The 19,291-nt window shown below is 73.2% G+C and carries 20 protein-coding genes and 1 pseudogene; 9 read left to right on the top strand and 12 right to left on the bottom strand.

The window, feature by feature from the left end; translation table 11 throughout:
• Nucleotides 1–95 precede the first annotated feature (95 nt).
• The 6 genes from QMF80_RS05925 to QMF80_RS05950 all read right to left on the bottom strand — a co-directional run bounded on the left by QMF80_RS05925 (nt 96) and on the right by QMF80_RS05950 (nt 5,716).
• On the bottom strand, nt 96–1,280 hold the full coding sequence (locus QMF80_RS05925; protein ID WP_283450174.1) for an anhydro-N-acetylmuramic acid kinase: 1,185 nt from the start codon (nt 1,278–1,280) through the stop codon (nt 96–98).
• A complete protein-coding gene (locus QMF80_RS05930) occupies nt 1,277–2,593 on the bottom strand; it encodes an MFS transporter (RefSeq protein WP_283450175.1) in 1,317 nt (438 codons plus the stop codon). Before QMF80_RS05930 ends, QMF80_RS05925 begins: the two co-directional genes overlap by 4 nt.
• A 92-nt stretch (nt 2,594–2,685) precedes the next feature.
• On the bottom strand, nt 2,686–3,585 hold the full coding sequence (locus tag QMF80_RS05935) for a class I SAM-dependent methyltransferase (RefSeq protein WP_283450177.1): 900 nt from the start codon (nt 3,583–3,585) through the stop codon (nt 2,686–2,688).
• 94 nt (nt 3,586–3,679) lie between these two features.
• Nucleotides 3,680–4,291: a helix-turn-helix domain-containing protein gene (locus QMF80_RS05940; protein ID WP_283450385.1), complete on the bottom strand. Its 612-nt coding sequence runs from the start codon at nt 4,289–4,291 to the stop codon at nt 3,680–3,682.
• Nucleotides 4,292–4,446: 155 nt separating this feature from the next.
• Nucleotides 4,447–4,695 (bottom strand): hypothetical protein, encoded by a 249-nt coding sequence (locus tag QMF80_RS05945; RefSeq protein ID WP_283450178.1) that lies wholly within the window; start codon nt 4,693–4,695, stop codon nt 4,447–4,449.
• A 448-nt stretch (nt 4,696–5,143) separates the two neighbouring features.
• Nucleotides 5,144–5,716, bottom strand: a complete 573-nt coding sequence (locus tag QMF80_RS05950; RefSeq protein WP_283450180.1) for a TetR/AcrR family transcriptional regulator — start codon at nt 5,714–5,716, stop codon at nt 5,144–5,146.
• 76 nt (nt 5,717–5,792) lie between these two features.
• On the opposite strand from QMF80_RS05950, the gene QMF80_RS05955 reads away from it, so the two are divergent.
• From QMF80_RS05955 to QMF80_RS05970, 4 genes and pseudogenes are all read left to right on the top strand, one after another.
• Nucleotides 5,793–7,049, top strand: a complete 1,257-nt coding sequence (locus QMF80_RS05955) for an FAD-dependent oxidoreductase (RefSeq protein ID WP_283450181.1) — start codon at nt 5,793–5,795, stop codon at nt 7,047–7,049.
• 229 nt (nt 7,050–7,278) lie between these two features.
• On the top strand, nt 7,279–8,604 hold the full coding sequence (locus tag QMF80_RS05960) for an AI-2E family transporter (protein ID WP_283450183.1): 1,326 nt from the start codon (nt 7,279–7,281) through the stop codon (nt 8,602–8,604).
• Nucleotides 8,605–8,720: 116 nt separating this feature from the next.
• A complete protein-coding gene (locus QMF80_RS05965) occupies nt 8,721–8,984 on the top strand; it encodes a DUF4404 family protein (protein ID WP_283450185.1) in 264 nt (87 codons plus the stop codon).
• A gap of 3 nt (nt 8,985–8,987) precedes the next feature.
• Nucleotides 8,988–9,319: pseudogene (locus tag QMF80_RS05970) on the top strand (TetR/AcrR family transcriptional regulator C-terminal domain-containing protein); the annotation flags it as partial.
• Here QMF80_RS05970 and QMF80_RS05975 read toward each other — a convergent pair.
• The 3 genes from QMF80_RS05975 to QMF80_RS05985 all read right to left on the bottom strand — a co-directional run bounded on the left by QMF80_RS05975 (nt 9,306) and on the right by QMF80_RS05985 (nt 11,348).
• Complete coding sequence (locus QMF80_RS05975; protein WP_283450187.1) at nt 9,306–9,947, bottom strand: class I SAM-dependent methyltransferase; 642 nt, start codon at nt 9,945–9,947, stop codon at nt 9,306–9,308. The pseudogene QMF80_RS05970 and the gene QMF80_RS05975 sit on opposite strands and share 14 nt — an antisense overlap.
• Nucleotides 9,948–10,047: 100 nt before the next feature.
• Complete coding sequence (locus QMF80_RS05980; protein ID WP_283450189.1) at nt 10,048–10,665, bottom strand: hypothetical protein; 618 nt, start codon at nt 10,663–10,665, stop codon at nt 10,048–10,050.
• 86 nt (nt 10,666–10,751) lie between these two features.
• Nucleotides 10,752–11,348, bottom strand: coding sequence for a hypothetical protein (locus QMF80_RS05985; protein WP_283450190.1), 597 nt, complete (start codon nt 11,346–11,348; stop codon nt 10,752–10,754).
• A 257-nt stretch (nt 11,349–11,605) separates the two neighbouring features.
• On the opposite strand from QMF80_RS05985, the gene QMF80_RS05990 reads away from it, so the two are divergent.
• The 3 genes from QMF80_RS05990 (at nt 11,606) to QMF80_RS06000 (ending at nt 13,635) form a co-directional block, all read left to right on the top strand.
• The gene (locus QMF80_RS05990) at nt 11,606–12,229 is read left to right on the top strand and encodes a TetR/AcrR family transcriptional regulator (RefSeq protein WP_283450192.1); all 624 of its coding nucleotides are present in this window, start codon (nt 11,606–11,608) and stop codon (nt 12,227–12,229) included.
• Nucleotides 12,226–13,092 carry an alpha/beta fold hydrolase gene (locus QMF80_RS05995; protein WP_283450194.1) on the top strand — a complete coding sequence of 289 codons (867 nt, stop codon included), beginning with the start codon at nt 12,226–12,228 and terminating at the stop codon, nt 13,090–13,092. Before QMF80_RS05990 ends, QMF80_RS05995 begins: the two co-directional genes overlap by 4 nt.
• A 246-nt stretch (nt 13,093–13,338) precedes the next feature.
• Nucleotides 13,339–13,635: a hypothetical protein gene (locus QMF80_RS06000; protein ID WP_283450196.1), complete on the top strand. Its 297-nt coding sequence runs from the start codon at nt 13,339–13,341 to the stop codon at nt 13,633–13,635.
• Between the two features lie 208 nt (nt 13,636–13,843).
• On the opposite strand, the gene QMF80_RS06005 is transcribed toward QMF80_RS06000, so the two are convergent.
• The 3 genes from QMF80_RS06005 to QMF80_RS06015 form a co-directional block, all read right to left on the bottom strand.
• Entirely contained in the window at nt 13,844–14,884 is a 1,041-nt protein-coding gene (locus QMF80_RS06005) for a vWA domain-containing protein (protein ID WP_283450197.1), read from the bottom strand.
• Nucleotides 14,885–15,214: 330 nt separating this feature from the next.
• Nucleotides 15,215–16,321 (bottom strand): chloride channel protein, encoded by a 1,107-nt coding sequence (locus QMF80_RS06010; protein ID WP_283450198.1) that lies wholly within the window; start codon nt 16,319–16,321, stop codon nt 15,215–15,217.
• A 192-nt stretch (nt 16,322–16,513) separates the two neighbouring features.
• Nucleotides 16,514–16,939, bottom strand: coding sequence for a DUF3592 domain-containing protein (locus QMF80_RS06015; protein ID WP_283450199.1), 426 nt, complete (start codon nt 16,937–16,939; stop codon nt 16,514–16,516).
• 298 nt (nt 16,940–17,237) lie between these two features.
• Between QMF80_RS06015 and QMF80_RS06020 the strand changes: the two genes are divergently transcribed.
• Nucleotides 17,238–17,693: an SRPBCC family protein gene (locus QMF80_RS06020; RefSeq protein WP_283450200.1), complete on the top strand. Its 456-nt coding sequence runs from the start codon at nt 17,238–17,240 to the stop codon at nt 17,691–17,693.
• Nucleotides 17,680–19,284 (top strand): phytoene desaturase family protein, encoded by a 1,605-nt coding sequence (locus QMF80_RS06025; RefSeq protein WP_283450201.1) that lies wholly within the window; start codon nt 17,680–17,682, stop codon nt 19,282–19,284. The genes QMF80_RS06020 and QMF80_RS06025 overlap by 14 nt, the downstream gene beginning before the upstream one ends.
• Nucleotides 19,285–19,291 lie beyond the last annotated feature (7 nt).

Below are 19,291 nucleotides of genomic sequence, written 5' to 3' on the forward strand. Positions count from 1 at the left end.
AGCCGCCTTCCCCCTCCTTCCCTTCCTCCTCCGTCCTGTCGCACGACCCCACCCCGCTCTCCGGCGGCCCGCCGTCGAGCGGTCGGCCCATCGGCTCAGCTCGGGTCCCGCACCGCCAGGGCGTACGGGGCGCGGGCCGCCGTGCCGGGCAGCCGCAGGGGACGGCTGCCCGGGGTCAGCGAGCCGAGGACGCGGGGACCGGACGCCCCCGTGCACCGGGGCGCGTTGCCCGGGAGGCCGTGCAGCGTCAGGTAGCCGAGCACGGCGAAGGCGTACGCCTCCTTGGTCGCCGCGGGCAGGCCCAGCTCGTCCGACGTACGCAGCGCTGTGGCGCCCAGTTCCTCCCGGAGCATCCCCGTCAGCGTCGGGTTGCGGACGCCGCCCCCCGATGCGAAGACCTCGGTCACCCCCAGCGGCCGCAGCGCGTCCGCGACGGTCCGGGCGGTGAGACGGGTGAGGGTCGCGAGTACGTCCCGGGGCGGGAGCGGCCCGAGGCCGGCCAGCCGGGACCTCAGGTAGCCGGCGTCGAAGAGCTCCTTGCCCGTGGTCCGGGGCGCGGGCAGCCGGTAGTACGGCTCCGCCAACAGCCGCTCCAGCAGGGGCGCGTGGACCCGCCCGGTGGCGGCGAGCGCGCCGTCCTCGTCGTACGCGAGCCGCCCGGAGGTCAGTTCGCGCACCGCCGCGTCGATCAGCGCGTTGCCCGGACCCGTGTCGAAGGCCACCGGATCACCGGTCGGCGGCACGGCGGTGAGGTTCGCGATCCCCCCGATGTTCAGGGCCGCGGGCACACCCGGCCGCCCGCGCAACAGCATCAGGTCGATCAGGCCCACCAGCGGCGCGCCCTGGCCGCCCGCCGCCACATCGCGCGGCCGGAAGCCGGAGACCACCGGGCGGCCACTGGCCTCGGCGATCCAGGCGGGCTCACCGAGCTGGAGCGTGCCGTGCACGCTCCCGTCCGTCACCCAGTGGTACACGGTCTGCCCGTGGGAGGCCATCAACTCGGCCCGGCCACCGCACAGTTCACGGTCCGCGCGGACCGCGAGCCGGGCGAAGGCCTGCCCGATGCCGGTGTCGAGGCGGCAGACCTCCGCCAGGGTGGTGGCCGCGGGCGGCAGGGCCGCCTCGAGTGCCGACCGCAGGGCCGCCGGGTACGGCTCGCTGACCATGCCGAGCGGTGTGAGGGAGAGGGTCCCGCTGTCCTCGCCCTCCTGCCGGAGATCGCAGGCGGCGGCGTCGATGGCGTCGTACGAGGTCCCCGACATCAGCCCGATCACCCTCATCGCAGCGGCTCCCGGTGGCCGTTGCCGCGCAGCGTGAGCAGCGCGAGGGCGCTGACGCCACAGGCGCCCGCGGCGTAGTAGGCGGGAACGGCGGTGTCCCCCGTCCGGGCGACGAGCGCCGTGATGACGAGCCCCGCGCAGCCCGAGAACACCGCGTTGGCCAGGGAGTAGGCCAGCCCCAGGCCCGTGCAGCGCACCCGTCGCGGGAACATCTCGGCGAGCATCGCGGGCCCGGGCCCCGCCATCAGCCCGACCAGCGCGCCCGCGACCAGCACGGCGGCGGCCCTGATCGCGGGGGAGGCCCCGGGAGACTGGAGGAGCCGCAGCAGCGGAAGGGCCAGGACGACCACACCGAGCGCGCCGCCGAGCATGACCGGGCGGCGCCCGGTCCGGTCGCTGAGCCGCCCGGCCGGGAGGACCGTCAGGGCGAACCCGAGGTTGGCTAGGGCGGTGGCCAGCAGGGCCTCCCGGAGGGTGGCCCCCCGCGCGGCCTGGAGGTAGGACGGCAGGACGACGAGGAAGGTGTACCCGGCCGCCGACCAGCCCATCACCCGTCCGGTACCGAGGACGACGGCCCGCGCCAGCTCCCCCCGGCGGGGCGGCTTCCCGTGCTCCGGGGTTTGCGAGTGCACCGGTGGTTCCGCCAGGGCGGTGCGCAGCCACAGCGCGACCAGGCCGAGCGGCAGGGCCAGCAGGAAGGGGATCCGCCACCCCCAGGCGTACAGGGCCGGGCCGGACAGGGCCGCCGCCAGGGCGGCGGCGGTCCCGGCGCCCGCGAGCAGCCCGAGCGCGACGGTGAAGGACTGCCAGGCACCGTAGAGGCCGCGGCGGCCCACGGGCGCGTACTCCGTCATCAGCGAGACCGCGCCGCCGAATTCACCGCCCGCCGAGAGCCCCTGGAGGACACGCAGGACGGTGAGCAGCCAGGGTGCGGCGGCGCCGATGGCGGCCTGGGTGGGAAGGAAGCCGATCAGGGTGGTGGCGAGGGTCATGAGGCCGACGACGAGGAGGAGGGTGGGGCGTCGGCCGAAGCGGTCGCCGAGGCGGCCGAAGAGCAGCGCGCCGACCGGGCGGAAGAAGAACGCGAGCGCGAAGGAGGCGTACGTCGCCACGAGCGCCCCGGCTCCGACCCCCGCTCCCGCGGCGTCCGCCCCGGCCCGGGGGGTGAAGAAGTTGGCGGCGATCACGGTGGCGAAGCAGCCGTACACGCCGAACTCGTACCACTCGACGAAGTTGCCCACCGAACCGGCGAGCAACGCCCGTCGGGCAGTGGTGCGGGGCGGCGCCGCGGGGCGCAGGTCGGTCGGGGTCACACGTGCTGCGTGCCCCTTCGGCGGCCCCCCGACTCCTGCGGACGCTCCGGTTCAGCAGTCCGGCCGCGCGCCGGCCCTTCGGACTGGTCCGGTCAGCGGCGGGCGGCCCAGACGGCGCGCTCGGTGCGCACCCCGAGGTCCTCGCGGCGCAGGATGCTGTCCGGGCCGTGGGCGTCGAGCAACCGGTCGAGTACGGCGAGGTCGTCGGCGGACAGCTCGGCGGCGGCCGCGGGGCGCATGCGCCGCAGGCTCGCCAGGGCGTAGCGGCCCACGGCCTCGGAGCGGGAGTTCTCGATGGAGACGGTCATCGTACGTTCGGCTTCGACGGTGAACCCGGCGGTGGTGAGCATCGGGCCCCAGTCGGCGCCCCGGTGCGGCAGGTGCGCGGCGTGCGGGCGATCGCCGGCGGCCCGGCAGCGTTCCAGCAGGCCGGGCGCCTCCCGCGGGGCGTCAGCGGGCAGGAAGCTCGGGAGACCCGCCAGCTCGACGACCGCGAACAGGGCGCCGGGCGCGAGCGCGCCGTGGACCTGGCGCAGGGTGCGGGCGGGGTCGGCCATGTGGTGCATGGAGGCCGACGCCCATACGAGGTCGGGTGAGCCGAGGTCCGGCCACGCGGTGTCGAGGTCGGCCTGGACGGTCCGCACGCGATCGTCCACTCCCCGCGCGCACGCCTTGGCCCGCAGACGGCTCAGGTGTACGGGGGAGGAGTCGACGGCGGTGACGTAGGCGTCGGGGAAGCGCGCGAGGAGGGCGAGGGTACCGGCGCCGGTCCCGGCCCCCAGGTCGACGATGTGGCGCGGGGCGGCTGCGACGGGGAGCCAGTCGGTGAGGGCGGCGAGGTGCTCGGCGAGGACTTCGGCGTCCAGGTCGAGGACTTCTGTCTGGTCGGCGTCGTGCGGCGCCTGCGCGTGATCGCTCGAGTGACCGTGCTGGTGGGCGGCTTGGGTGGGGTGGGCGCCGTGGTGTGCCGTGTGCGGCGTGGGGTGGGTCATGCGTGCCACGCTAAGGCGGTCATGTGCCCGGGGCCCGCCCCCTTCCGCGATGCGCAAGACGATTCCCCGCCCGGTTGCCGAAAGCGCAAGCGGGTCATGCTTTCCGGGGTGGTGCGGGGGCCGCCGGGGCGCCGTCCTCGCCGCGCTGGTGGCCGCGGCGGGCATCGCGGTCGAAGATGCCCAGGATCTCGCACGGTCCCCCCTCGGCGCCGATGGCGTGGGGCAGCATCGTGGGGAACTCGGCGGCCTGGTTGGTCTCGATCCGGAAGCGGCGGTTGCCCAGCAGGAGGGTGGCCGTACCGGACAGGACGACGAGCCACTCGCGGCCCGGGTGCGCGCGCATGCGCGCGAGGTTCTCCGGCGGCGGGTCCGTCATGCGCTGGCGGACGACCGTCATGCCCGGATCGGCCTTGACGGGCCAGCGCATCAGCGAGTGGGCCGCGTCGATCACCGGGCTGGAAATGACGTCGTCCGCGGCCGTCTCGACCAGTTGGTCGAGGGTCGTGTCCAGTGCGCGGGCGAGGGCGACCAGTTGGTCGAGGGTGAGTCGGCGCTGCCCGTTCTCGATGCGGCTGAGCGTGGACTGGCTGACCTTGACGCGGGAGGCCAGCTCCCCCAGCGACCAGCCCTGTGCCACCCGCAGCGCCCGGATCCGTTTGCGTACCAGGCCGTCCAGCTCACCAGCTTCTTGCGTCACGAGCAACATCATATGCCTGTGGTGCATAGCGGGCTCGCGCTCGCCACGGAGTCGCGTCCCGCGGCTCCGTTCGAAGAGACCCGCCCGCGGAGCGTCGTACGCGCGACGGACGGGGACGGGCTCACCTGCGGGCCCGTCCCCGTCGTGCCGAGCGGTGTGCCCGGTCAGCAGCCGCCGTCGTGGCCTCCGTCCCAGCCGCCCCAGTCGTCATCGTTGTCGTACCAGCCGTGGTGGTAGCCGTTGTAGTCGCTGTTGTCGTGGTCCCAGCCGCCGCCGCCGTGGCTGACGTAGGTGACGGAGTGGGTGGGCGTTGCCGCGGAGGCCGTACCGGCTGCTCCGAGGGCGGCGCCACCCGCCATCAGAACACCGATGGCGGACACGGCGAAGAGCCGCTTCACTCTCAGTGCTTGCATGGTCATAACCTTCCTCGATGGGGTGCCGCTCGCGGCGGCACGGAGCCACGCTCTTCCGCGCAAGGGATGTGCGCGGATCGCGCCAATGGCCACGGCTCCGATGAGCGCGTCTCCGTCATCAACGTGGCCTCCAGCCACGGACCTTCAGAGGGACGCACACACGATCAAGCCTCTGACCGAGCGTCTGATCAAATCCTCTGATCAGGCTCCGAACAAGCCTCGCGCTGTGGCGCATCACCGCGGGGGGCGCGAGACGCTCCCCGCAACTGCGGCTCTCATCTGCTTAGGCTAGTCACACACCAGCGACTCGGCATCTGGGGGAGCCGTTCACTTCGCGGGGTGGCGCGGTACGGCCGCTCCCCGACGGGTCGTTCGTCGCCATCCCCGTTCTCCGAACGAGGGCGACCGTCGCGCGGCCCGGCCGCGCATCACTCGGCCCGGCCGCGCGTCATCCGGCCAGGGCGGCGTCGAGCATCCGGCGGGCGATCGTGGTGAGTTGTGCCGGGCCGGGTACGGGCCGGGTACGGGCCGTCGCGCCGACGAGACGGTCGTAGAGCACGCCTTCGGTCCAGGCGACCAGCAGGTCGGCGGCCTCCGCGGGGCGGGCGGCGCCCAGCGCTTCGAGCATGGCGGCCGCGCGGGCGCGGGCCGCCAGGCCCGCCCGGTGGAGAGCAGGCTCCAGCTCCGGTGTGCGGGCGGCCTCGAGGGTCAGCTCGTACCGGGCGAGCTGGCGCTCCCGGCCCGTGGTCAGCCAGCGGCACAGCACCTTCCCGAGTACGGCGGCGGCCGCTTCCCGAGAGACCGGCCGGCTCGACTCGAAGTCCTCCAGGTCCAGTTCCGCGATGCGCGCGTAGCAGGCGCTGATCAGCGCGGTGCGTGTACGGAAGTAGTACGAGGTACTGCCCGGCGGCAGCGCCGCGGCGGCGTCGATGGCGCGATGGGTCAGGCCCCGCAGGCCGACCGTGGCCACGGTGGTGATCGCGGTGTCCGCGATGAGGATGCGGCGGTCAGGGGTGGACATGCCCTCACTCTACAGTTGTAGAGTGAGGATCCTCTACGGCTGTAGAGGGCGCGGGGACCGGACGGGGAGATGTTCCATGCCGAAGCGACACGCAGTGGTGGTCGGGGCCGGGATCGGCGGCCTCACGGCCGCCCTGGCGCTCCACCGCAGGGGCTGGGACGTCACCGTCCTCGAACGCGCCCCGGAACCTCCCGCCGCGGGCGCCGGTATCGGCCTCGCGCCCAACGCCCTGCGCGCACTCGACGCCATCGGCGTGGACGCCGCCCGTGCGCTCGGCGGCGCCGTGCCCACGACGATGGGCGTACGCCGTCCCGACGGCTTGTGGCTCACCCGGACCCGTACCGCCGACATGGTGGCGCGTTACGGTGTGCCGCCGACAGCCGTCCCGCGTCCGGCGTTCACCGCTGCCCTGGCCGCCGCCCTGCCGCCGCGGGCCCTGCGTTACGGGACCGCCGTGACCGCGGTGGACGGTGCCGCCGGCCGCCCGACCGTCCGTACGGCGATCGGCCAGGACCTCCGCGCCGATCTGGTGGTCGCGGCCGACGGCATCCACAGTCCGCTGCGCCGTGCGTACTTTCCCGCGCACCCGGGGCTGCGCTACACCGGCGAGACCGCCTGGCGGACCATCGTGGACGCCCCGGACCTCCGGGTGCGGGACATGAGCGAGACCTTGGGGCGGGGCGAGCGGTTCGGCGTCACCCCGCTCTCCGACGGCCGGTTGTACCTCTACGCCACCGCCGTCGTCCCGGCGGGCACCCGGTCCGCGGACCCCCGCGACGAACTTCGGCGCCGCTTCGGCTCGTGGCACGACCCGATCCCGGCCCTGCTGGACCACGTCGGCCGCCTCGGCCCCGCCGACGTCCTGCAGAACGACCTCTACGATCTGGCCGCCCCGCTGCCCAGCCTGCACCGCGGCCGGATCGCCTGGCTCGGCGACGCCGCCCACGCCATGGCCCCCAACCTCGGTCAGGGCGGCTGCCAGGCCATCGAGGACGCAGTGGTCCTGGCCCACCTGCTTCCCGCCGGAGAGCGCGAGGGCGGCGAGGGCGGCGAGGGCGGGGCGGACGATGCGGGCAGTGCGGACGATGTCGGCAGTGCGGACCCGGTCCTGGCCGCCCTCGCCGCGTACACCGACGCCCGCCGCGACCGCACGGACGCCGTACGGGTCCGGGCCCGCAGGGTCGGCCGCATGGGCGCTCTCCGCAACCCGCTCGCGGTGGCCGCCCGCGACCTCGCGGTCCGCGCCGTTCCCGCCCGCCTGGCCCTGCGTGGCATGGACGACCTCTTCAACGGGTTCCACCTGCCCGCGCGACAGGACCCCGCGCCGCGGTGAGGAGCCCACACCCCGGTGTGTGGTTCCGGCCCCAACCCACGACGAACTGCCTGCCGCCCCGGGGTCGGATCACTGTCCCGGCGCTCTCCCTCCACGCGGCCACGCACCGCGAGCGGGACGACGGCTCCCGGCGCGGGCGACCGCGCACGGCCCCGACCTTCTCCGGTCGGACACGGCTGACCGGCCGGAACGGGGGCAGACGGGCAGTGAACACGGAGGGAGGATCCGGATGCCCGGAATCCACAAGTGGTTGGACCGCGTGAAGAACGGCTCGGCCGCACTGGGCGAGCGCCGCGCGCGGGTCCAGGCACGCCACGACGCCGTCTACGGGGCGGAGGCCGAGCGCGAGCGCGCCGCCGCGGCCCGGCGCGTCCGACCCCACGCCCCCGATCCGGCCGGGGCGGTTCCCTGGGCGGTACGGGTGGCGGCGGAGGCGGGCTGGCGGTTCCTCGTGCTCGCCGCCACGGTGTGGGTGCTGATGCGGGTGATCGGCGCCGTCCGGATCGTCGTCCTCGCCTTCGTCATCGCCCTCCTCATCACCGCGCTGCTCCAGCCCACGGTGGCCCGGCTGCACCGCCTGGGCCTGTCTCAAGGACTGGCCACCCTCGTCACCGCGATCTGCGGGTTCGTCGTTCTGGGGCTGGTCGGCTGGTTCGTCGTCTGGCAGGTGCTCGAAAACGTCGACACCCTGTCCGGCCGCCTTCAGGACGGCATCGAAGAACTGAAACGTTGGCTGCTCAACAGCCCGTTCCACGTGACCGAGCAGCAGATCAGCGATGTCGCGAAGAACCTGAGCAACGCGATCGGCACCAGCACCAGCCAAATCACCTCGACCGGTCTCCAGGGCGTGACCGTGCTGGTGGACATCCTGACCGGTGCGCTGCTGGCGATGTTCTCCACGCTGTTCCTGCTGTACGACGGCAGGCGCATCTGGGAGTGGACCCTCAAGCTCGTCCCGGCCGAGGCGCGGCCCGCGGTGGCCGACGCGGGCCCGCGGGCCTGGCACACGCTGACGGCGTACGTCCGCGGGACGATGATCGTCGCCTTCATCGACGCCCTGTTCATCGGAGTGGGCATCTACTTCCTCGGGGTGCCGCTCGCCGTTCCCATCGGTGTGGTGATCTTCCTGGCGTCCTTCGTCCCCCTGGTCGGCGCCGTCGCGTCCGGCGCGCTGGCCGTGGTCGTCGCGCTCGTCACCCAGGGCGTTTTCACCGCGCTGATGTCCCTCCTCGTGGTCCTCCTCGTCCAGCAGATCGAAGGCCACGTCCTCCAGCCCTTCATCCTGGGCCGCGCCGTCCGCGTCCACCCGCTGGCCGTGGTCCTGGGCGTCGCCACCGGTGGACTGGTCGCCGGAATCGGCGGAGCCGTCGTCGCCGTGCCGCTCGTGGCTGTCTCCAACACCGTCATCAGTCACCTCCGCACGCACGCGGGCACCGCCGCGGAGGGGGACGAGGAAGCCGGTGCGGGCGAAGAGCCGCCGGGTCCACCGGACGCCGACGAGGACCGGGCCGAGGGGCTCCCGCCCACCACCGGACAGCCGGACGCCACCGCATAGGCCCCCGCCGGCTCCCCGCGCCCATGTGGCAGCCGCGCGGCGCCGGCGTCATGATCGAGGACGCGTCCGACGCCCCGGGCGCCGTCAGGTTTCCGACCCAAGAGGAATGATCCACCGTGTCGACTCGTGAACTGCAAGAGCAGCTGAAGACCCTGCGGGACCAGCTGGAGCAGAACCCGCCCCTGTCCCTGAAGGAGCGCGATCACCTTCAGGAGCTGAGCCAGCAGATCGAGGCGCGGATCCGCGCGGAATCGGCGACGGAGGACCCGAAGCTCGCCGATGGCGTCAACCTGGCCGTGGAGCGCTTCGAGATCGACCATCCCGCTCTCGCCGTGACCCTGCGGAACATCGGCGTGGCTCTCGCCAACATGGGCATCTGAACCGGCCGCCAGGTCCGCGCGCTCGGCGTGCACGAGGCCGACTGGTTCACGGTGACCTCGGCGCTGGTGCACTACATCCTCGGCGCCGCCGGACAGAACGCCGCGAACACCGCGATCGCCCGCGGTCTCGGGCCCGACGCGGACCGCGCCGAGTTCCTCGACGCCGCGTCGACGGCGTGGGAAGGGCTCGACCCCGACGAGTACCCGTTCACCCGGGCCGTCGCGGCCCAGGTGCGCAGCACCACGACCGCGAGCAGTTCCTCGCCGGGATCGCTCTCATCCTCGCCGGGATCACCGCGGTCCACCCGCCGACCGGGTCGGTCAGCTGCCGGTGAGCGCGGGCCGCCTCGCGTAGCAGAAGAAGTGTTCCTCGGGACCGGCGAGCGGATCGGCGGGGACGAAGGGCGACGTGTGGTGGTGCAGCACCTCCAGGCCCGCCTCCGTCAGCCGCCGCAGGTGCTGTTCCGCGGACAGGCTGCTCACGGTGACGGGGTGGCCCATCCACTCGATGTCCAGCCCCCGGATGTCTCCCGGCACCGTGGCCAGGACGAGGTACCCGCCCGGCGCGACCCAGGACGCCATCCGGTCGAGGGCCGCCTCGATCTCGGGCTGGTCCATCACCAGGAGCGGGAAGAAGGAGCACACGGCGTCGAAGCCGCCCTCCTCCGGTGCGTACGTGCGGACATCGGCCTGCTCGAAGCGCGCGCCCGGAACCAGCGCGCGGGCCGCCTCGACCATGGCCGCCGACACGTCGATGCCGGTCACGGCGTGCCCGGCCCCGGCGAGCGCCTCGGCCGCGGGGCGACCGGTGCCACTGCCCACGTCCAGCACCCGGGCCCCGGCGGGCAGCCGGGCCGTGAGCCAGTCCAGGGCCTCCAGTTGCTCCGGCACCCGCCCGAACAGGTCCTCGTACCGTTCACCCAGCGCGTCGAACACCTCGGCCGCGGACTTGCGTCGTGTCATGGCCCCTCCTCGTGTTGGCCGTTGCCACGCTACCGGCGACCGCGGCGCCGCACGCCGGGTCTGCGCGGCTCGGTGCGGGCACACCTGCCGGAGCCGCGCCTCAGTACGCCCGCGGGCCGTCCTCGGTGGCGCGCATCGGCTGCGGGTAGTACAACTGGCCGTCCTTCATGACCTGCTGGCAGGTGTACGGGGTCGGCCCCATGGGCACCGTGACGGCCTCGGGGATGTCGTTGCACCGGATGTAGTCCAAGGTGCCATCGGCGTTGCCGAAGATGATCCGCTGAACGCCCTCCCTCGACATGATCCCCTTGCGGGGGGTCGCCGTGAAGGTCACGTAGTTGTCCGACCAGACCGACGTGTCGCCGATGGCGACGTCCCACTGCACCTCCGCACCCTTGTAGTGGGAGGTGCAGAGGGCCGTGGAGCCCTTCTTCGAGCCCACGTCCTTCGGGCACTCGGCAGTCACCTCACCGGTGGCGTTGGCCAGGGAGAGGGTCTTCTTGCGGAGCTCGTACTCCAGGTTCGCCGCGAACGGCGCGTCAGCGGCCGGAGACGGCCGCAGTTCACCCTCCGGGCGGGGGCCCGGCCGATCCAGCCTGTTCGGCAGCTGACTGATGGACGGCCGCGGCGCGGCGCCCTTCGAGCCGGCGCCCCCACACCCTGTGGCCAGCAGGCCCGCGCTCACGACTCCCGCTATGCCGATGATCTTCTTGTGCATGATCGAAAGCCTAGTGCCGCGTCGGGCGATGTCTGCCCGTTGAGGAGCGGCGTCCGGCACCGGCGGGACCGCCTGCGAGTGGGACGTCACTCACCCGATCGGCGCGGAGCTCCGTACCTGCGGCGCAGCGCCACCGCCACCTCCTGGTCGGAGCGTCGGCGCTGGCCGGCGGAGAACAAGGCCGCGCCTGTCAGCCCGAACAGGGCGCCGGTGATCCCCGATCCGACACCGTCAAGAGCCGGGTCTGCCGTGGCCTCCACCCAGGGATCGAGGCCGCCGAGCGGGTCCGAGAAGAGGACGACGTGCTGCTGCGGCGTGAACTGGCCGTGGCAGTTCTGTTGTTCGGACACGTCCTGGACCCTGCCCGAGGTATCCACGAGGCGGCAGACGGCCAGCTCCGTCCCCTTGGCGTTCACGCGCTTCCCGGTGTCGGCGACCAGGGCGTCGACCCGCTCGCCGAACTGCTTCACGTACAGCTCGTACAGGGTGGGCCCGGCGAAGAGCGCGAGCGCCAGGGCGGCGACGGACGCGATGGTCGCGGCGCCCGCCCGGTTCCAGATGCCGCCCGCCACGATCGCCGCGGCGGCCGCCGCGCCGAGCGCGAGGACCACCCCGGCCCACAGCATGCCGTAGGGGTACTGGGCGAGGAAGCCGGCCGCGGTGGCCGCCAGCGGTATGAGCACGGCCCACAACAGGCTGTTCAGCGTGCGCCGGGGGCCGGACCGAGCGGCTTTCTCCCCAGCCTCGGGAGCCCCGAGGGCTCGGGATGTGGCCACGCGGATCCCCCTGCACTCCAGCTCACGTCGTCCGGACCCACGATAGGGGACTCGCGGCGCGGTCGGTCCCCCCCCCGGTCCGCCGCCCTCGTGGCTCTTGCCTCTTTGTGGAGACACCTCTAAATTTAGAAGGCACTATAGAAATCTATGAAGGGTGTACGCGTATGCAGAGCACCGAAGAGGGGCTGCGTGAGCGGCACAAGGCGCAGCGGCGCATCAGGATCCTCGACGCGACACGCGAACTCCTGCGGGACAGCCCGGAGTCGGTGATCAGCACCGAGCGGATCGCCGAGCGGGCGGAGGTCGCCCCGGCCACTGTGTACAACTTGATCGGACCGCGCGAGAAGATCTGGGAAGCGCTCGCCGCCGGGTTCATGGACGAACTCGAACACCGCCTGACGGCGGTGGGAGCCGGTGACCCGCGCGAGGTCGTCCGGGCGACCGTGGGCCTGTTCGTGGGCGACCCGGTCGTATCGCGCCGCATGGTGCGTGAATGGGAGGAGAGCGGCCTCGTACTCGCGCGCAGTCCACTCACCCAGCTCCGCCGGGCGATGGCCGAGGCGCAGGCGCAGGGCATCCTGCGCGCCGACGTCGACACCGACGCGTTGGCCGCCGTGGTCGGCACCTCGTGCGTGGGCGCACTGCACCAGTGGGTCGCCGCGCTGACGGACGACGACCGCTTCCTCGCGCGGGCCCTGTTCGCACTGGACGTCGCGCTCGCCGCCGGGGCCGCGGACCTCTGCCGTGACCGACTCCTGGCGCCACTGCGGACCCGGGACCCGGTATGACGGCCGGTGCGGCACCGCGAACCCGGAGCTTCGTGGGCGGCGGCGGGATCCTGCTCGCGGCAGACGAATGGGGCGAGGCATCGTCGCCGCCCCTCGTCCTGTTGCACGGCGGTGGCCAGACACGTCACGCCTGGGACCGGTCCGGCCCCCGGCTGGCCGCGCTGGGGTGGCGGGTCGTCGCGGTGGACCTGCGCGGGCACGGCGCGAGCGAATGGTCGGCCGATGGCGACTACGACCTCGGCCTGTTCGCCGAGGACGTACGGGCGCTCGTCGCCGAAGTCGGCGGCCGGCCAGTGCTCGTGGGGGCCTCGCTCGGGGGCCTGAGTTCGCTGCTCGCCGCCGGGGAGGCACCCCGGGCGGCGATCGGCGCTCTGGTGCTCGTCGATGTCGCCCACCGGCCGGATCCCCGGGGGGCCCGCCGGATCGTCGCGTTCATGCGCGGTCGGCCGGACGGGTTCGCCTGCATCGAGGAAGCCGCCGCGGCGGTGGCCGCCCACCAACCGCACCGCACGCGACCGTACGACCCGGAGCGGCTGCGGAACAACCTGCGGCGCCGCGGCGAGCGTTGGGTCTGGCACTGGGACCCGCGTCTCCTGGACAGCTTCGAGGGCCGGATGGACCCGCCCGGCATGGCGGAGCGTCTCCTCGACGCCGCTCGCAGCGCCGGCGTACCGATCCTGCTCGTGCGCGGCGGGATCAGTGACGTGGTGCGCGAGGACGTCGCCGAGGAGTTCTGCGACAGGGTGCCCAACGCGCGGTACGTCGATGTGGCCGACGCCGGGCACACGGTGGTCGGTGACCGGAACGAGCCCTTCATCGACGCGCTCGTCCCGTTCCTGAAAGCCGCTCGGCTCTCCCGCTGACCGTGCCCCGCTGGTGTCGTGACTCCTCGTCGATCCGCCTGCGCCAGAGCGGCACATGGCGGCAACTCCGGCGAGAACCGCGGCCGGCTCTCATCAGTGGCCGTCGTGCGGAACCGGTGGTGGGGGCGCGGCGTCCCGGGGGGAGGTACAGGCGGCTCTGCGGAGGAGTGCGGATGCGGATCACAAGTGTGGTGGCGGGATTCACGACGGCGTGCGCGGTAGGCATTGGCGGTCGTGGTGGTGCCGATGGGCGGGACCGCCTACGCGGGCGGTGGTGAGCCCTGCGACGCCAAGCCCGTCGGGAACAACTCCAGTGCCTACGGGACGCTCAACGGCACCCACACCCTGCGGGTGCGGCCCGCAGCCGAGTGCGCCGGTATCATCTCCGTGCCCTCGGGCACGGGGTTCTACGCGTGGTGCCACACCGTCAACACCTACAACAACGAGTGGGTCTACGGCCGGATCAAGGGCACCCAGCGGACCGGCTGGCTGTTGGCGAGCAACCTCAAGCTCGACAACGGAAGTCTCAACCCCTGCCAGTGAGGCAGTGGCGGACCTCGGCCCGCTGCGACGTGGCGTCTCGGAGCCGCGCGTGCCTCGCGGCTCCGGGGAGCGGTCTCGGGTGCGGGGTCGGTCCGTGGTGCCGTTCGGTCCGTGTATCGGCCGGTCCGTGTACCGGCCGGTCCGGGCCGCGTTCAGTCCGTGGCGCCGTCCGGTCCGTCGTACCGGCAAAGGCGCTGTCGGGGATCCGTCAGACCATCAGCAGGAGCCGCGTGTTCGGTACGAGCTTGCGGTTCACGCTGGTGCTCTGCACGAAGATCGTGAAGTCGTCGTTGTGGTCGGACGTGACGCGGACCTCCGTGTCCGGCAGGCCGAGCAGGGCCCGGGCCCGCGGCCCCGTGTACACCCGGTCCGTCTTCTTCTCCAGCACCGCGATCTTCTTCCGCGCCTGGATCTTCTCCGGCTTGCTCAGCTGGTAGAACGCGCAACCGGTGCGGTACGCGTGCCCGGATTCCACCACCCAGTCCCGGATCGCCGCTTCGCGGGCCACCGGAATCAGCTGGTACTCCGACGTGTCCGCCGGGGCGAGGCCGGCTGCCTCGATGGTGTCCTTGTTGACGGCCTCGGCGCCCGTGGAGAACACCGCCCGCGATCCCCGGATGCCCTTGGAGCGGCCCACCATGAACTTCTCGGTCGCCTCCTGGATGACCTGCCCGGCCTCCTCCAGGCCCTGTGTGCTCGTGGCGTCCCAGACGGCGATGTTGTCCTTCGGGAAACCGCACCGCATGGCCTCGTGCTTGCCCATCTGGTCCGGCACCAGCACGGCCAGGGTCCAGTTGTCCTGCTGCGTCTCGATCATCTCGGCCACGCCCCGCACCAGTTCCTGCGGGTTCCGGGAGGGGGCGTCCTGGCAGCGGTGGCTCGCGTTCTCCTGGCCGTCGGTCAGCACGAACGTCAGGAAGCTGTGGTCGCCGTACAGCTGGGCCGTCTGGGCCAGCTCCCGCTGCGACTTCAGTGTGGCCGCCAGCAGAGCGGTCATTCCACCGACCCGGTACAGCTCCTTCAAGGACGGCATCCGCAGCACGTCCTTGTCGTAGATGACGCACTGCACCTGGTCCGCGAAGACGTACACCGTGACGCGGGTCTCCTGGTCCAGTTCCTTCGACCGACGGGCCAGATACGCGATCTGCTGGTCGGCGACCTCGACGACCTTGCCGTTCAGGTGCGACATGGACGTACTGGCGTCCAGCACAAGAGCGACGTGGTTGATGTAGTTCTGGGTTCCGGACATGGATGCTCCCCCTGTTGCGCCCTGCTGAGCGCTGCTCTCCGACTGATGTTCCTACCTTCTCACCCACCACTGACAATCGATCTTGGCTGTGCTGACGCCCCGTCAACTGGCCGCCGTCAGCGCCCTGCACGGGTCCGAGCCGGCCGAGGAGAAGCGTCGGCGACAGCGGATCGTCAGCCGAACGTCAGCGACGGACGGCAGGCTCGTGGCCACGAGCAGGTCCGCCTGCGCGTCGTAGTGCCGTAGTTGAGGAGCACGTGCGAATGAAGAGGACCAGGACCGCCGTTCTCGCGGCCGCCGTCCTGACCGGTCTCGTCCCGGCGAGCCGGATCAGGGGCGTTCCGGCATGCGCCGCCGCAGGCTGTCGTAGATGGGCTCGCTCTCCAGGTGGTCAGCGGCCAGGGCCGCGGCGAAACAGGCGAGCAGCAGCGGGACGAGGAGCGGGGCGAACAGCCCGCCGGGGGTCGCGGCCGCGTAGCTGAGCGGCCCCGCGACGAACCGGACGGCGAGATAGGCCGCCAGCGTAGCCACCGCGGGGCTCCCGCCCGTCAGTAGCCGCTGGGTCAACGGGTCGCCGCCCCCGGCCAGCACCGGGTCGTACGCCATCAGCAGACCGACGGCCGCCCCGATCACGGCCGCCCGGACCACCAGCGGCACCCGCGTGAGGCGGTCGCCCACGGCCAGCATCCCGACGACGAGCGTGCTGTACGCCGCTCCCAGCGCCCCGGCCGCCGCGCCGACCAGCAGGAACACGAACAGCATCCACACGGGCGGGACGGGAACGCCGGAGACCGGGAAGACCGGCGCGTCACCCACCAGGAACCGGCAGCACACGACCGCCGAGGTCGTGCCGAGGAGAGTGAGCAGCACCAGGCGGGGCCGGACGGTGCGGGTCACCTCCTCGCAGACGAACAGCAGCCCACCGAGCGGGGCGGTGAACGCCGCGGCGAGGCCCGCGCCGCTGAGCGCGGTGTGCAGCAGCCGGGCGTCCTCGGCGTTCAGCCGGGTACGCCGTCCCGCCTCGGCCCCGATCGAGGCCCCCATGTGCACGATCGGGCCCTCCCGTCCGAGCACCAGGCCCGAACCGATGGCGACGAGACCGCCGAAGAACTTGGTCGGCAGCAGCCGCGGATCACGGGGTCCGGGTCCGGTCTCCTCCCGCCACACGGCTTCCACGTGCTGGATTCCGCTGCCCGCCGCGTGCGGAACGCGCCGCGCGATCGCGCACGCCACCGCCGCGCCCACCGACGCGAGCGCCATCGGGATCAGCCACCCCGGACCGCCCAGCCCGGCGGCGGACTCCAGCAACTGGCCGCGCAGCATGTCGGCCCGCTCCAGGCACCACCGGAACGCCCCGCCGACCAGCCCCACCAGGCACCCGGCGGGCACCGCGACGAGGTAGGCGCGGTAGTCGTCCCGGATCCAGCGGGCCGTCACCCCGCTCCCGTACGACCGGGACCGGGTCGATTACCGGGCATGCGCTGCCTTCCCACGAAGCCGTACTGGACGTGGTCCGAGCGTGGACCCGCGGGGCGCCCTCCACGGTGAAGCTCGCCGGGCCCGCGCCCCGAGGCGCCTGACCGGACGAAGGCTGGGAGTGGCGGCGGCGGGTGGCGTGCAGGGGCGCGGTCAGAGGGTGAGCAGCCGGACGAGCAGCACGGCCACCGTGCCCCCGGTGAACAGCGTCCCCAGCACGGTGAATAGCAGGTCGACCGTCTTCGTGTCCCAGCCCTCGATCACGAAGCGCTGCGGGGTCCGCGGGTCGTAGCGGACCGTGACGTACGCCCCCACGCCGAAGACGCGTCCTACGGCTGCGCGGCCGAACCTGGACGCGTACGCGTACGAGCTCCCGTCCCGGGCCGTCCAGGCCGCGACCGGGTGGTGGAAGACGGCGCCTTCGTCGCTCCGCCTGACCTCGTGGCGGACGATCCGGGCCCTGGCGGTGACGCCCGTACGGCGGAGCGCGTCGGCGCGCCGGAGGCCGTGGACGCCGAAGCCGAGGAAGGCCGTGCCGATTGTCAGGGGGATCAGGGAGAAGAACCATTCGCGTTCCATGTGTGAGGCGACGCGTGGGGCGGGGTCCCGGTTGCAGGTGGGGCGAGGCGGCGGGGGCGCGACGGCGTCAGCTTCCGCCGTCGGGGGCCGTGAGCCGTCGTCGACCTGGGCCCTCTCTTCCGGAGCCTGCCCGCCCCGTGCGCCCGGGGCGGGCGCCGCCCCACCATCCGGGCGTGAAAGGGCCATGCGGAGCGAGCGGTGTGAGCCCCCGCCCCAGGGGTAGGCGCCGGGTGCACCACACACCTCACACGACGCACCACGCGCTGAAATGCGCCGCACACGGATGAGGGAGGACGCCATGGCAGTGCAGCACCAGCTCATCCACCGCCCCTGCTCCTGGGTGTGGGACGTCCTGAGCGACGGCAGCCGTTATTCCTCCTGGGTCGTCGGAACCCGCTCCTCCTGGGAGCAGCAAGGACGCTGGCCACTGGTGGGATCCACCCTCGGCTACGAGGTGAAGCTGGGCCCCTGGTCGTACGAGGGCAGGACCGTCGTACGCGTCCACGAGCCGCCCCACCGGCTGGAACTGGAAGCCATGGCGGGCAAGGGCGGCAGCGCGCGGATCGCCCTGGAGATGCGCCCGTGGGGGGACGACACCCTGGTGATCATCGACGAACATCCGCTGCGCGGGAAGCAGGGCCTCCCGCACAACGCGGCGATCGACGCCCTCGTCGGGCTCCGTCACCGCGGCCTGCTGCGCCGCCTGCGGCGCGTCGTCGAATCGATGGGACCGAGGCCCCGTGGGGACGCCTGACGCGGTCGTCATCGGGGCGGGGCCGAACGGTCTGGTGGCGGCCAACGTCCTCGCCGACGCCGGGTGGCGGGTCGTCGTCCTGGAAGCGTCGCCCGAGCCCGGCGGCGGGGTCCGCAGCGACCGCGGCCTCGATCCGGCCTACGTGCACGACCTGTTCAGCGCCTTCTACCCGCTGGCCGCCGCCTCGCCCGTGCTCCGGGCGCTGCGGCTGGAGGACGAGGGCCTGCGCTGGACCCGGGCCCCGGCCGTCGTCGCCCACCCCTTCCTGGACGGGCGCTGCTGCGTCCTGTGCGGCGACGTCGAGGACACCGCGGCCTCGGTCGAGCGGTTCGCACCCGGCGACGGGGAGTCCTGGGAACGTCTCTACGCCCTCTGGCGGCGTATCGGCGACGACGTGCTCGGGTGCTTCTTCACCCCCTTCCCACCCGTCCGCTCGGGCCTGCGGCTCGCGGCGCGGCTACGGGCGGCCGAGGGACTGCGCGTGGCGCGCTCGATGCTGCTGCCCGCGCGCCGGTTCGGCGAGGAGGAGTTCGCCGGGGAGGGCGCGCGGATGCTGATCGCGGGCAACGCGCTGCACGCCGACCTCGGCCCCGAATCGGCCCTCGGTGGCGGCTTCGGCTGGCTGATGTGCATGCTCGGGCAGGCGTACGGCTTCCCCGTCCCCGTCGGCGGCGCGGGTGAACTCACCGCGGCGCTCGTCCGCCGCCTCGAAGCGCGGGGCGGCACCCTGGTGTGCGGACGCGCCGCGGTCCGGATCGTGGTGCGCGGCGGCCGCGCCGTCGCGGTGCGCACCGAGGACGGTACGGAGATCCCGGCGGCGCGGGCCGTACTGGCCGACCTACCCGCCCCCCTGCTGTACGAGCGTCTGGTGGGCGAGGAACACCTCCCGCCGCGGCTGTGCGCCGACCTGCGCCGCTTCCAGTGGGACTACGCCACCGTCAAGGTGGACTGGGCCCTGTCCCGGCCCATCCCCTGGCGGGCCGAGGAGGCCCGCCGTGCCGGAACCGTACACCTCGCCGACGGGGTGGACGAGCTGACCCTGTTCGCCGGGCAGCTCGCCATGAGCCAGGTACCCCGGGTCCCCTTCCTCGTGCTCGGCCAGATGACCACCACCGACCCCAGCCGGTCGCCCGCGGGAACCGAATCCGCCTGGGCCTACACCCACGTACCGCAGAAGATCATGGGGGACGCGGGCGCGGACGGCCGCGACGCCATCACCGGACGGTGGGACGAACGGGAGAAGGACGCCGTCGCCGCGCGCGTCGAGGCGCAGATCGAGCGCTTCGCCCCCGGTTTCGGTGCCGCGATCGGGGCCCGTCGCGTCCTCGCGCCACCCGACCTGCAACGCCTGAACCCCGCCCTGGTGGGAGGCGCGGTCAACCAGGGCACCACCAGCCTCCACCAGCAGCTGATGTTCCGCCCCGTCCCGGGCAGCGGCCGCCCCGGTACCCCCGTACGCGGCCTCTACCTCGCCTCGGCGACCGCACACCCGGGCGGGGGCGTGCACGGCGCACCCGGAGCCAACGCGGCGCGCGCGGCCCTACGCGCCCAGCGGCTGCGCTCCCCCCGGATGCGCTCCCCGCGCCGGTGAAGCGCCC

It is taken from the genome of Streptomyces sp. G-G2 (assembly GCF_030063135.1).
Taxonomy (GTDB): Bacteria; Actinomycetota; Actinomycetes; order Streptomycetales; family Streptomycetaceae; genus Streptomyces.

Excerpts from the sequence above, each read along its gene's own strand:
- QMF80_RS05925 (WP_283450174.1), bottom strand. The coding sequence starts at position 1,280 with ATGAGGGTGATCGGGCTGATGTCGGGGACCTCGTACGACGCCATCGAC.
- QMF80_RS05935 (WP_283450177.1), bottom strand. The coding sequence starts at position 3,585 with ATGACCCACCCCACGCCGCACACGGCACACCACGGCGCCCACCCCACC.
- QMF80_RS05940 (WP_283450385.1), bottom strand. The coding sequence starts at position 4,291 with ATGTTGCTCGTGACGCAAGAAGCTGGTGAGCTGGACGGCCTGGTACGC.
- QMF80_RS05945 (WP_283450178.1), bottom strand. The coding sequence starts at position 4,695 with ATGCAAGCACTGAGAGTGAAGCGGCTCTTCGCCGTGTCCGCCATCGGT.
- QMF80_RS05950 (WP_283450180.1), bottom strand. The coding sequence starts at position 5,716 with ATGTCCACCCCTGACCGCCGCATCCTCATCGCGGACACCGCGATCACC.
- QMF80_RS05955 (WP_283450181.1), top strand. The coding sequence starts at position 5,793 with ATGCCGAAGCGACACGCAGTGGTGGTCGGGGCCGGGATCGGCGGCCTC.
- QMF80_RS05960 (WP_283450183.1), top strand. The coding sequence starts at position 7,279 with ATGCCCGGAATCCACAAGTGGTTGGACCGCGTGAAGAACGGCTCGGCC.
- QMF80_RS05975 (WP_283450187.1), bottom strand. The coding sequence starts at position 9,947 with ATGACACGACGCAAGTCCGCGGCCGAGGTGTTCGACGCGCTGGGTGAA.
- QMF80_RS05980 (WP_283450189.1), bottom strand. The coding sequence starts at position 10,665 with ATGCACAAGAAGATCATCGGCATAGCGGGAGTCGTGAGCGCGGGCCTG.
- QMF80_RS05990 (WP_283450192.1), top strand. The coding sequence starts at position 11,606 with ATGCAGAGCACCGAAGAGGGGCTGCGTGAGCGGCACAAGGCGCAGCGG.
- QMF80_RS05995 (WP_283450194.1), top strand. The coding sequence starts at position 12,226 with ATGACGGCCGGTGCGGCACCGCGAACCCGGAGCTTCGTGGGCGGCGGC.
- QMF80_RS06000 (WP_283450196.1), top strand. The coding sequence starts at position 13,339 with ATGGGCGGGACCGCCTACGCGGGCGGTGGTGAGCCCTGCGACGCCAAG.
- QMF80_RS06005 (WP_283450197.1), bottom strand. The coding sequence starts at position 14,884 with ATGTCCGGAACCCAGAACTACATCAACCACGTCGCTCTTGTGCTGGAC.
- QMF80_RS06015 (WP_283450199.1), bottom strand. The coding sequence starts at position 16,939 with ATGGAACGCGAATGGTTCTTCTCCCTGATCCCCCTGACAATCGGCACG.
- QMF80_RS06020 (WP_283450200.1), top strand. The coding sequence starts at position 17,238 with ATGGCAGTGCAGCACCAGCTCATCCACCGCCCCTGCTCCTGGGTGTGG.